This is a genomic window from Paracoccus simplex (assembly GCF_042648325.1).
GTDB classification, from domain to species: Bacteria; Pseudomonadota; Alphaproteobacteria; order Rhodobacterales; family Rhodobacteraceae; genus Paracoccus; species Paracoccus simplex.
In genome coordinates this window covers 1,218-11,202 of record NZ_JBHRXE010000068.1, presented here as the reverse complement: position 1 = coordinate 11,202, position 9,985 = coordinate 1,218, and the positions used below count along the sequence as shown (strand labels likewise).

The window sequence follows — 9,985 nt, the reverse complement described above, 5'->3', positions numbered from 1 at the left end:
TCGGGCCAAGCTGGTCTCCATCACAGATGGCAGCTTGAATCACGCCCTCAGCCCGGTGTGAACCTCTTTTGTCAACATGATCTACTGTTTCTGGTCCTGCATTTGCGGGAATCGACGCGGCTTCGCTCTCGTTTCCTGCGGGCTCAGCGTCCGGGTCGGCGGTGCTGGGTAAACCGATCTTGGCAGCGTCTGATTGAGCCTCCGGATCGACGGTTGCGGCGGCACCGGTGGTTCCCGTCGTGGAAGCATCGGTATCCGCTGCCTCAAGGCCGGAAGGTTCGGTGATACGCCGGTGCTCTTCCTCTGGCGCCAGATTGGTGAGGTCCGGGATCAACTCGGCGGCCCAGCCCACGCCGCGCGCCCGCAGCCAGCCGGCAAGGAAGCCGTCACGGCCATGTTCGGCGTATTCGGCGTATATCGCGGCGATGCACGCCTGATCGGTCTTGGACGATGCGACGCCGAGCGCGAGACCAACTTCGCTGAACCCCAGCTCGAACAGCCGGTTGTCGCGCCGAGACTGGCAGTAATAGTCCCGCTTGGGCGGCCGCAGCGCCTGTTTCAGATCGCTGGATTGCAGCAGCACCGCGAGGCCGGTGACGGTGCGTTCTCCGATCGAACGGATCGTCGCCGAGATCATGGCGGGCGCGCAGCGCCGCCCATGTCTCCGGCATGACCTGCATCAGCCCCATGGCGCCTTTCGGCGAAATGGCCTGAGGATTGCCGCGGCTTTCGACATGGCGCACGGCGCGGATCCAGACGGGCGGGATGCCGAAGCGCAGCGAGGCTTCCGCGACATGGGTCGCGAAAGGATCGATGTTCTGCTGCGCGGCAGGCTGCACGGTCTGCGCCTGCAGGCCGGCAGCGGGGACAGCGGCAAAAGTCAGGCCGGAAAGCAGAAGGGCAGCGATGCCGCGGGCGGCGCAAGCTCGCCCGTCGGCACGTTGATGGATGAAAACCGGCATGGCTCAGTCTCGCTCGTCGCGCTTTTCCGGGCGCGACCAGTGCAGGCCCCAGCGCCGACCTTGCTCGTCGGACTGGAACAGCGGGCGTTGTCGTCATTGGCGACGGTGCGGCCCTGCCGGTCGCGGAAGCGGGTCACATAGGGCGGATCGGTCAGGATGAAATCCACCGAGCCGGTGCCGAAAGCCTGCATCGCCTCGATGCAATCGGCATTGACGACGAGGTTGCGGGGGGTGCTGGTCTTGCCGGTCATGTCTCTGTCCTTTCGGTTGGGACGAAAGGCCCTTGCCCTGATCCGCCGATGGGCCGCGCCTCGCCGGTCTGACTTCGGGAAACGCATGTTTCCCCGGAAGGCAGAGCGGCGAGGGCGCAGCCCGACCCGCGGCCGCATGGCTGGCGGTCATGGGTCGGGGCGCAGGGGTGGGGCGGCCCGTAGCCGCAGGCGAGGACACGGCCCTGCGCCCCGACGACGCCCCAAGGCGGCGCTTGCCCTTTGACGGCCAGGCAGGCGGATGCGTGGCGGACAAATCTTTGAGACAGGAAAGGCTTCGGGCCGGGGGTGAGCCGGGCAAGGCCCGGTCGAGGCCCCTGCCCGGCTTCTGGGCAGACGCGATCCGCGCCCGGCGCGCGGATCACCTTGGATCAATGCGATAGGACAGGGTGCGGCAGAAGGGAATGGCCTCCCCTCGGATCAGGCATGCGGCGCCAGTTCCCCGAACCCGTTCAGGTTGATCAGCACAGCGATGCCGGTGATCAGCCCGGCGGTACCGCAGAGCAGCGTCAGCGCGATGGCGGACTCGATGGCATCATGGGTGACGCCATGCACGACGGCATATCCCGCGATCATCGCCGGGATCACGAAGACGGCCCGCGCCAGCAGGCAAAGGATCGGGTTCCTCGCCTTGAACAGCACCGCGAGCACCAGCCCCACCGACAGCAGCGCGGCGGTTCCTGCCGCAAGGACGGAAAGCAGAAACCTGGTCTCTGTCGCGTGGATGAAGCTGAACGTCTCGACAAACACCATCACCGGCAGGGCCCAGATGGCCAGATACCACGCGATCACGCTGGTGACCACGGTGAACATGAGGGCGAGCAGGATCAGCGTCATGGAAACCTCCAAACGGAAGGTTCAGGGATCGATCACGTCAGGCTGCCAGAAGGTGATACGCTCCGCCTGCGACCAAGGTTCACTACGCCGTTGCTGCGAAAAACAGCATTCCCAAGACCGTGCGATGGGTCAAGCCGACAGGCAAAGAGCAGATAGATAATGCGGATAGGCGCCGAAAGTGGGTAGTGGCCGGCGACAACTTGCCGGACCATCGCAGCAGCGCGCGCGCCGGCGGCTGGCTCACCCTTGCCGCAGGATCTTCTCCATCGGCTTTCCCTTGGCCAGTTCGTCGATCAGCTTGTCCAGATAGCGGATCTCCCGCATGAGCGGGTCTTCGATCTCCTCGACCCGGACACCGCAGACCGTGCCCTTGATCAGGGAACGCGCCGGGTTCATGTGCGGGGCCTCGGTGAAGAAACTCTCGAAATCCGTCCGGTCTTCCAGCCGGGCCGCCAGCTTCTCCGGGCTGTAGCCGGTCTGCCTGAGGATGATCTCGTCGACCTCGGCTCTGGTCCGACCCTTCTTCTCCGCCTTGGCCACGTAATGCGGATAAACACTGGCGAAGCTCGTCGTGAAGATCCTGTGCCCGGTCATCTCGCCTCCTGACCGAACCGCCCCTGCGCGTCGGGCCATGTCCAAATGGTCTCGTCGGCGAGGATCGCATCCACGACCGCTTCCGCCCTTGACCGGGCGCTCTGGTTGTCGCCCATTCCCATATGTTCGGTCTCGATCTCGACCAGAAACGCAACGACCTCATCGGGGGACGTTCCCCGGCGCAGTTGCGAGGCCGCCGCAACCAGATAGCTGTCATATTCGTCCGCAAAGGACAGGTTGGCCTCGTCGTCCCACCTGCCCGGCCGGCTTTCCGGGTCCAGCAATCCGATGGGATCCCAGAGCGACCAGCCGATATCGCGCAGCTTCGACAACTTGATCCGGGGGTGCGGTGAGATCTCGGTCATGGGGGCGTCGTGGCAAGAGTCGGGCGGATGGTCAGCTTCGCGCAGGCCGGGGAAGGGTCGCAACGGGAGACGCTGCTAATCCTTCGGCGCCTTCGGCTTCGGCTGATGCAACCGCCGCCGCGCGTTCGCACGAAAGGCATTGCGCAGATCCTTGTTGATCAAGTCGAGATCGAACCATTCCGGATCGAAATGCCCGCCCGCCCAGCGCAGCGTGGAGCGGTGCTCCTCGTGCGCCGGGTCGCGGATGATCCCGAGGAAATCCTCATAGCCCCACGGTCCGCCGACATCCTCGGGCGGTCTCGCCCGTGCGCCTTCCAGACAGAGTGCGTGGCGCGGTGCCGGATCGAGCGCCAGCCAGTCCTCGATCCGGATCAGGTGCTGCCAGTCGTCCCCGAAATCATAGGCATAGGTGAAGCTGCCGTCATGCCCGACGAAGTCCTGCAGCCGCACCTCGGTAGAGTCGAAAACGCGGGGACCGCCGAAGCCGTCGTCCAGCAGCGCCGGATCGTCGTAGCGCAACCCGCCGATGCGGAATTCGTGCAGATGGCTGTCGGTCCAGCCGAAGGCCGCCTGCAGGACTGGATGCAGCCGATCCAGCGTCCAGTCGGCGGGAACGACCAGCCGCCGCCAGATCTCCGGCTCGATCTCGACCAGGGTGACATGCAGCCGCGCCGCATTCGGAGGCTGGAACACCCCCTGCCCTCCCCGATCAGATGGCAAAGTCCTCGAGGGATTTCCCGGCCTCCAGAGCCTCGGCGATCCAGCCAGGCTTGCGGCCTCGACCGCTCCAGGTGATCTCGGGGTTTTCGGGGTGGCGGTATTTCGGCGCCGCGGCGGCGCGCTTTTGCACCGGGGACATTTCCGCCAGTTCGCCCAGCGAGAAACCGTGCTCTTTTGCCACCGCCTCCGCTGCGGCACGGGCCTCGGCCTTGCGGCAATCCTCGAAAGAGGTGATCGCCTTCGCCAGGTTCTTTTCCAGCTGCTTCAACTCGGCCAGCGACAAGGCATTCAGGTCGATATCGGTCATAAGCGTTCCCTGTTGTTATGGCGCCGGTTTAATTCAATGGCTGCCAGACAGCAAATCTCATCCTCATTCCGGGAGCGTGCAGTTCGCGGCTCACCGTCCTCGCAACCTGACCTCCCTGAGCGGATGCCCCGTGTCGATGAACAGCTGCCCCGACGGTTTCAATGCGGCGCGCAATCGTTCAAGGGCACGTCGCTCGATATCCTGGTGGCGCCCATCCAATGCCCCGACACGCATCGCAAAGGCGATGTCGAAGGGCTCTTCACCGGGCAGCATCTCGAAATCCTCGATCGCCGCTTGCAGGAACCGCAGCCGGCCGGTGGCGATTTCGGCCCGCGATCCTGCCACCGCGCTGTCGATCGCTTTGGCCGAGCGGTCGATGGCGAGGACGAAGCCGTTCCCGACACGTCGGGAAACCGCGCGGGCGGCCACGCCCGGCCCGCAGCCGATCTCCAGCACCCGATGCCCCGGCGCCAGCGGCAGCGCGTCGACGAAGGATGCGATCCGGTTCGATATCCGCGGGGCCATGATGGTCAGCCCTTGTCGGATTGCCTTCGGCCACCAGGCGCCGATCCGAACATCTTCTCCAGCCACTCAACCCCGAAGGCGACGATATCCTGCGCGTCGAGCAAATGGCAGCGCGCGGCGCCGACCATGCCCTCGCGGTGCCGGCCCGTCTGGACATAGGCGCGGGCGATGGTCTCGACCGCGTCCGGCTGGCCCTCGACCGCGAAGCAATCGAGGATGCCGTTCGAGTCGAAATCCGTGGCCGCCTGCCAGACCGTCCGGCCATCCGGGCCCAGCACCGGCATCTCGTAGCTGACGCGGCGCTTGCCGGGGATGTCGGCGACGGCCTCGGCATAATGCAGCACGGTCACGGCATCGAGCGGCGCACCCAGGAGCAGGGTCTTGCCGCCAAGGCGCACGAAGCGTTCCAGCGGCGAGCCCTTGCCCAGGGCTTGGCCCAGCCGGTGCGGTTCGACTAGGGTGCCGGCCAAGGGGCCGACCGCGACCATCGAGGCATCCGGGTGGGCGCTACGCCGGGCCTCCGGCAGGTCCGCAAGGAACCGGTTCAGCAGGCCGAAGCCGCGATATGTCCCGGCGGTCCGGGGATCGAAGGCGGGCCAGTCGCGGCGCAGGGCCTCGTCCATCCGGGCGCCGTTCAGGGTTTCCTCATAGGGCGAGCGGTCCCAGGAGGCATATCCCATCACCGTGCCGCCCGGCCCCACCGCATCCATGAGCGCTTGGGCGACCTCGGCCCCGCCACCCTCGACCGGGCCGAGCGCCTTCAGCGAGGCGTGGACCATCACCAGATCGCCCGGCCGCAGGCCAAGCCGCCGAAGGTCCGCCGTGATCGAGGCCTTGCTGCGCATGGCCTAGGGATTGTCCCTGAACCAATCCACGATGGCGGGCATGTCGCGCTCGAACCCGCCGGGGATGAAGACGTTCAGCAGACCGACGCGCTCAGCGGTGCGGTTCCGGAAGTCATGGATCACGCCAGCCGGGATGCGCAGGAACGTCCCTTGCGGCGCGTCCAGCCAGTCCTCGCCGGCAAGGAAGCCGACCGTGCCGGCGATCACGTAGAAGATCTCGTCATTGCCTTCATGCGCATGCGCGCCCGGACCGTCGGCACCGGGCTCCAGCCACCATTCCGAGACGCTGTAGCGCGCAGCCGTCTCTTTCTCGTCGGCCTTGAACACCGCCGTCATCCGGCCGAGTTCATAGCGCCGACCCTCGCCCGGCGGCAGATGCAGGATGCCCTTGCCCGCGTGATCGTCGCTCATCGCTGCCTCCCGGAGTCCGATGGAAAGGACCCCGACAGCATAGCCTGCCGAGGCCCCGCTGTCAGGTTCCGAGCGAGGGCCGGTTTGCACAGCAACGCCCGAGGCCCTACGTCGCGTCCTGATCCGCCTTGCGCAGAACCACCCTCAGCGTGCCGCTGCTGCCGCCGCCGCAGAAGAACCGCGCGCCACCATCGGATTCCAGCCCCGAGACGCCGGTGCCCGGCGGCATCTCCAGCCGCTCCAGCACCGCGCCGGTGGCGGGGTCGATTCGGCGGATGTCGCTTTCCTCGCCCTGCCAGGTGCCGTGCCAGAGCGCGCCCTCGATCCAGGTGACGCCGGTGACGAAACGGTCGGATTCGAGGCTGCGCAGCACCTCGCCGGTCTCGGGATCGACCTGGTGGATGCGGCGCCCGCGATGCTGGCCGACCCAGAGCGAGCCCTCGGCCCAGGCAAGCCCGGAATTGCCGCCCTCCGGCGCGGGAATGGTCGCAAGGACCTCGCCGCTCTCCGGGTCGATCTTGCGGATGACCGGCCCGGCGATCTGGAACAGATGCCGGCCGTCGAAGGCCGTGCCGGCATCGGCGGGAATCTCCAGCGCGCCCAGCAGCTCGCCGCTGTCGGGGTCGAGGGCGTTCAGCCGCTCGCCACTGGCGAACCAGACCTGCCGGCCGTCGAAACTGACGCCATACACCTCCTCGATTCCCGGAAAGGGGCCATATTCGCGGATGATTTCAGCCATGCGTTTCATGGCTCCACCCTAGCGCATCGGCACGGGCGCCGGGAGTAACAAGCTTGTCGGGAAAGCCCTATCGCTTCGACGGTCCCGACGGCGAGATGACGCTGGGCGACCTCTTCGGAACCCGCAGCCAGCTTGCCGTCTATCACTTCATGCTGACGCCGGGATCGGAGCATCTCTGCTCGGGCTGTTCCTTCGTCGCCGACCATGTCGATGCCGCCCGGCAGCATTTCGAGCAGGCCGACCTGGCCTTCGCCGCCGTCTCGCGCGCGCCGGTCCCGCAGATCGAGGCGGTCCGGCGGCGGATGGGCTGGACCTTTCCCTGGCTGTCGTCGGGAGACGGCGATTTCAACTACGATTTCGGCGTGTCCTTCACCGAGGAGGACCGCACCGCCGGTCGCGCGATCTACAACTACGGCACGGTGATTCAGAAAAGCCCGGACATGTTCGGGGTCAGCATCTTCGTGCGCCAGGACGGCGCCCTCTTCCACAGCTATTCCACCTATCACCGCGGCGTGGAACTGCTGATGGGCGCCTTCAACTGGCTGGACCTCACCCCGAAGGGCCGCAATGAAAGCGGCGCCATGAGCTGGCTGCGGCTGCATGACCAATACTGAAGAGCGCTATGCCTCGACGCGATACATCTCGCCATAGGTTCCGGGTGAAATGCCGAAGCGCTTTTGGAACAGGCGCGAGAACCTTGCGGCCGGAAACAGCCCCACCTGCGCGGCGACCTGCGTCAAGGGCAGGCCGCGCGACAGCAACATGCGCGCCGCATCCAACCGCAGGGTCTCAACGAAATGCGCCGGCGTCTGGCCGGTGGCGGCGGTGAACTTGCGGTGGAAGCTGCGCTCGCTCAGCCCGGCGCGGTCGGCCAGGGCCGGGACATCCAGGGGGGCGTGCAGGTTGGCCTGGATCCAGCCGATCAGCGCCACGAAGGGGCTGTCGCCCCTGGCCTGCGCCGACAGCAGGGGGCTGAACTGCGACTGATGACCCGGCCGGCGCGCATAGAGGACCAGCCGCTGCGCCACCTCGCCCGCGATGCCGGCGTCCAGGTCGCGGGCGACCATAGCCAGCGCCATGTCGATGCCGGTGGTCACCCCGGCCGAGGTCCAGAGCCTGCCGTCGGTCACGTAAAGCGCCTCGGGATCGACGTTCACGCCGGGGAAATGCGCCTGGAAGGGCGCGCAGGCGTCCCAATGCGTCGCGACCCGGCGACCGTCCAGCAGCCCGAGGCCGGCCAGCACCATCCCGCCCGAACATACCGAACCAAACCGTTCGGCCTCCGGCGTCAATCCAGGCAGCGCCGCACGCAATTCCGGGTCGGCCATGGCGGCTTGCAGCGGCCCGCTTTCGGCGCCGACGATCAGCAGCGTGCCGAGCCGTTGCCCGCGCAATTCATCCAGGCGCGCGGTCTGCACGGATATTCCGGTGCTGCTGGCGACCTCGCCGCCGCCCGGCGAGGCCAGCGAGATCTGGTAGAACGGCGCCTTGCCAGCCTGCCCCAGAGCGCGGTTCGCGCCGTTGAAGACGGATGCTGGACCGGCCATGTCCAGCAGTTCGAACCCTGGATAGAGGATGAAGACGACCCGGTGCATTGGCGGAGATTGCGCGCTTTTTGTCATGTCTGCCAGCCCATCCGCAGACTAACCTGGACCGACAGCGTTTCCTGGCCAGTTCAACGAGGTGAGACATGGACGCGAATGGCAAAACGACCCGCGAGATCGTCGAACGCTTTCACGATGCGTTCGAGAACCACCGCCCCGACGCCCTCGACGCGCTGATCGGCGAGGGCTGCATCCTGGAGAACACCGCCCCCGCCCCGGACGGCGCGCGCTACGAAGGCCGCAAGGCCTGCCTGGATTTCTGGAAGGGTATCGCCGCCCCGGCCAGTCTCGCCTTCACGGCCGAGGAGATCTGGGCCGGCAAGGATCGCGGCATCATCCGCTGGCGGCTGTCTTGGGGCGAGGGCGAAGCCGACCGGGTGCGCGGCGTCAACATCCTGCGCGTCCGGGATGGCAGGATCGTCGAGGCTTTCGGATATGTGAAGGGATAGCGAGGCAAGCCGATGAGACTTCGCATCGCTCTGCGGGCCATCCTGGGACTGGCCCTCCTTTCGGCGGCGGGCTTCGGCATCTGGATCGCCTCGCTGCCGCCCGCATCTGCAGCCCTGACCCCGCCGCAGGTGCCGCAGGGAGAGACGGATGGCCTGCTCGCGGCGCTGAAACCGCCGAAGCGCGCGCGGCCCCTGGTCGCCATCGTCGGGATTAACGATGCCACCGAGACCACCGATTACCTGCTGCCTTACGGCATCCTGAAGCGCGCCGATGTGGCCGATGTGGTCTCGCTTGCCACCGAGCCGGGGCCGGTGCGGTTGTTTCCTGCGCTGTCTGTCCAGCCCGACGCGACCATCGCGGCACTCGACGCAGCCCATCCCCAAGGCGCGGATTACGTGATCGTCCCCGCCATGAGCCGCGACGATGATCCGGCGGTGATCGCCTGGCTGCGGAGCCAGGCCGGCAAGGGCGCGGTGATCGTCGGCATCTGCGCCGGCGCCAAGGTCGTGGCCGCAGCCGGGCTGCTGAGCGGCAAGCGGGCGGTGACGCATTGGTATTACCTGGACGAGATGCGGAAAATCGACCCGACCATCTCTCATGTCCCGGACCGGCGGATGGTCGCGGATGGGGGCGTGGTGACGACGACCGGCATCACCGCCTCGATGCCGATGATGCTGACCCTGGTCGAGGCCATCGCCGGTCGAGCCAGGGCGGAAGCGGTTGCCCGCGAGCTCGGCATCGCCCGCTGGGATGCACGGCATGCCAGCGGCGCCTTCGCGCTGACCCGGCCTTTCGCGGCGACGGTGCTGGCCAACCGGCTGGCTTTCTGGAACCATGAGGAGTTGGGCATCGCCCTTGCGCCGGGCATGGACGAGATCTCGCTGGCGCTGGCCGCCGATGCCTGGTCGCGGACATATCGGTCGAAGGTGACGACTTATGCCGCGTCGGGTATGGTCGGAACTCGCAGCGGCATCCGTCTCATCCCCGACCGGCAGGACGCAGACTGGCCAAGGGATCGGCGCGTCCCGGCCTTTTCCGACGGCAAGCCCGCCGATGTCCTGGACCGGACGCTTGACGCGATCACCGCGCGTTACGGCGCAAGCACCGCCGATGCGGTGGCGATGCAACTGGAATATCCAAGGTAGACAGGAGGGAACACCATGCCCAGCACGATCCGACTGCACCGCGTCATCGCGGCGAAACCCGAGAAGCTCTATCGCGCCTTCCTCGAGCCCGACGCGGTGGCAAGCTGGCTGCCGCCCTACGGCTTTCTCTGCACCGTCCACGAACTGGAGGCGAAGGTCGGCGGCCAGCACCGAATGTCGTTTCGCAACTTCACCACCGGCGACAGCCATGC

The 9,985-nt window shown here is 66.9% G+C and carries 15 protein-coding genes and 2 pseudogenes; 4 read left to right on the top strand and 13 right to left on the bottom strand.

Annotation, left to right across the window (positions count from 1 at the left end; genetic code table 11):
• Window positions 1–298: 298 nt before the first annotated feature.
• The 12 genes and pseudogenes from ACFOMP_RS19770 to ACFOMP_RS19715 all read right to left on the bottom strand — a co-directional run.
• Window positions 299–541, bottom strand: a pseudogene (locus tag ACFOMP_RS19770) (AAA family ATPase); the annotation flags it as partial.
• 151 nt (window positions 542–692) lie between these two features.
• Window positions 693–962 (bottom strand): annotated as a pseudogene (locus ACFOMP_RS19765) (lytic transglycosylase domain-containing protein); the annotation flags it as partial.
• The gene (locus ACFOMP_RS19760; protein ID WP_379033768.1) at window positions 881–1,213 is read right to left on the bottom strand and encodes a hypothetical protein; all 333 of its coding nucleotides are present in this window, start codon (window positions 1,211–1,213) and stop codon (window positions 881–883) included. The gene ACFOMP_RS19760 and the pseudogene ACFOMP_RS19765, both read right to left, overlap by 82 nt.
• Window positions 1,214–1,651: 438 nt before the next feature.
• Window positions 1,652–2,068 carry a hypothetical protein gene (locus ACFOMP_RS19755; protein WP_019351316.1) on the bottom strand — a complete coding sequence of 139 codons (417 nt, stop codon included), beginning with the start codon at window positions 2,066–2,068 and terminating at the stop codon, window positions 1,652–1,654.
• 240 nt (window positions 2,069–2,308) lie between these two features.
• Complete coding sequence (locus ACFOMP_RS19750) at window positions 2,309–2,662, bottom strand: DUF2200 domain-containing protein (protein WP_379033765.1); 354 nt, start codon at window positions 2,660–2,662, stop codon at window positions 2,309–2,311.
• Window positions 2,659–2,994, bottom strand: a complete 336-nt coding sequence (locus ACFOMP_RS19745; protein WP_379033764.1) for a hypothetical protein — start codon at window positions 2,992–2,994, stop codon at window positions 2,659–2,661. The genes ACFOMP_RS19750 and ACFOMP_RS19745 overlap by 4 nt, the downstream gene beginning before the upstream one ends.
• Before the next feature lie 108 nt (window positions 2,995–3,102).
• Complete coding sequence (locus ACFOMP_RS19740) at window positions 3,103–3,720, bottom strand: plasmid pRiA4b ORF-3 family protein (RefSeq protein ID WP_379033761.1); 618 nt, start codon at window positions 3,718–3,720, stop codon at window positions 3,103–3,105.
• Window positions 3,721–3,736: 16 nt separating this feature from the next.
• Window positions 3,737–4,054 carry an H-NS histone family protein gene (locus tag ACFOMP_RS19735; protein ID WP_379033758.1) on the bottom strand — a complete coding sequence of 106 codons (318 nt, stop codon included), beginning with the start codon at window positions 4,052–4,054 and terminating at the stop codon, window positions 3,737–3,739.
• Window positions 4,055–4,144: 90 nt separating this feature from the next.
• Window positions 4,145–4,579 (bottom strand): SAM-dependent methyltransferase, encoded by a 435-nt coding sequence (locus ACFOMP_RS19730; RefSeq protein WP_379033755.1) that lies wholly within the window; start codon window positions 4,577–4,579, stop codon window positions 4,145–4,147.
• Between the two features lie 5 nt (window positions 4,580–4,584).
• Window positions 4,585–5,424: an aminoglycoside 3-N-acetyltransferase gene (gene aac(3), locus ACFOMP_RS19725; protein ID WP_379033752.1), complete on the bottom strand. Its 840-nt coding sequence runs from the start codon at window positions 5,422–5,424 to the stop codon at window positions 4,585–4,587.
• Between the two features lie 3 nt (window positions 5,425–5,427).
• Window positions 5,428–5,835: a cupin domain-containing protein gene (locus tag ACFOMP_RS19720; RefSeq protein WP_019352372.1), complete on the bottom strand. Its 408-nt coding sequence runs from the start codon at window positions 5,833–5,835 to the stop codon at window positions 5,428–5,430.
• A gap of 106 nt (window positions 5,836–5,941) precedes the next feature.
• Window positions 5,942–6,583 carry a Vgb family protein gene (locus tag ACFOMP_RS19715; protein WP_379033749.1) on the bottom strand — a complete coding sequence of 214 codons (642 nt, stop codon included), beginning with the start codon at window positions 6,581–6,583 and terminating at the stop codon, window positions 5,942–5,944.
• 44 nt (window positions 6,584–6,627) lie between these two features.
• Here ACFOMP_RS19715 and ACFOMP_RS19710 point away from each other — a divergent pair, with 44 nt between their 5' ends.
• Window positions 6,628–7,188 (top strand): DUF899 domain-containing protein, encoded by a 561-nt coding sequence (locus ACFOMP_RS19710; RefSeq protein ID WP_379033746.1) that lies wholly within the window; start codon window positions 6,628–6,630, stop codon window positions 7,186–7,188.
• Window positions 7,189–7,194: 6 nt separating this feature from the next.
• Here ACFOMP_RS19710 and ACFOMP_RS19705 read toward each other — a convergent pair whose 3' ends face one another.
• Entirely contained in the window at window positions 7,195–8,169 is a 975-nt protein-coding gene (locus ACFOMP_RS19705; protein ID WP_379033743.1) for a GlxA family transcriptional regulator, read from the bottom strand.
• A gap of 95 nt (window positions 8,170–8,264) precedes the next feature.
• Between ACFOMP_RS19705 and ACFOMP_RS19700 the strand changes: the two genes are divergently transcribed.
• The 3 genes from ACFOMP_RS19700 to ACFOMP_RS19690 all read left to right on the top strand — a co-directional run.
• Entirely contained in the window at window positions 8,265–8,627 is a 363-nt protein-coding gene (locus tag ACFOMP_RS19700; RefSeq protein ID WP_379033740.1) for a nuclear transport factor 2 family protein, read from the top strand.
• A gap of 12 nt (window positions 8,628–8,639) precedes the next feature.
• On the top strand, window positions 8,640–9,773 hold the full coding sequence (locus ACFOMP_RS19695) for a DJ-1/PfpI family protein (RefSeq protein ID WP_379033737.1): 1,134 nt from the start codon (window positions 8,640–8,642) through the stop codon (window positions 9,771–9,773).
• Window positions 9,774–9,788: 15 nt separating this feature from the next.
• On the top strand, window positions 9,789–9,985 hold a 197-nt coding region (locus ACFOMP_RS19690; RefSeq protein ID WP_379033771.1), incomplete at its 3' end, for an SRPBCC domain-containing protein.

What these genes read in the sequence shown, in the direction of transcription:
- ACFOMP_RS19760 (WP_379033768.1), bottom strand. Translation starts at nt 1,213, where the DNA reads ATGACCGGCAAGACCAGCACCCCCCGCAACCTCGTCGTCAATGCCGAT.
- ACFOMP_RS19755 (WP_019351316.1), bottom strand. Translation starts at nt 2,068, where the DNA reads ATGACGCTGATCCTGCTCGCCCTCATGTTCACCGTGGTCACCAGCGTG.
- ACFOMP_RS19750 (WP_379033765.1), bottom strand. Translation starts at nt 2,662, where the DNA reads ATGACCGGGCACAGGATCTTCACGACGAGCTTCGCCAGTGTTTATCCG.
- ACFOMP_RS19735 (WP_379033758.1), bottom strand. Translation starts at nt 4,054, where the DNA reads ATGACCGATATCGACCTGAATGCCTTGTCGCTGGCCGAGTTGAAGCAG.
- ACFOMP_RS19730 (WP_379033755.1), bottom strand. Translation starts at nt 4,579, where the DNA reads ATGGCCCCGCGGATATCGAACCGGATCGCATCCTTCGTCGACGCGCTG.
- ACFOMP_RS19720 (WP_019352372.1), bottom strand. Translation starts at nt 5,835, where the DNA reads ATGAGCGACGATCACGCGGGCAAGGGCATCCTGCATCTGCCGCCGGGC.
- ACFOMP_RS19715 (WP_379033749.1), bottom strand. Translation starts at nt 6,583, where the DNA reads ATGAAACGCATGGCTGAAATCATCCGCGAATATGGCCCCTTTCCGGGA.
- ACFOMP_RS19705 (WP_379033743.1), bottom strand. Translation starts at nt 8,169, where the DNA reads ATGCACCGGGTCGTCTTCATCCTCTATCCAGGGTTCGAACTGCTGGAC.
- ACFOMP_RS19700 (WP_379033740.1), top strand. Translation starts at nt 8,265, where the DNA reads ATGGACGCGAATGGCAAAACGACCCGCGAGATCGTCGAACGCTTTCAC.
- ACFOMP_RS19695 (WP_379033737.1), top strand. Translation starts at nt 8,640, where the DNA reads ATGAGACTTCGCATCGCTCTGCGGGCCATCCTGGGACTGGCCCTCCTT.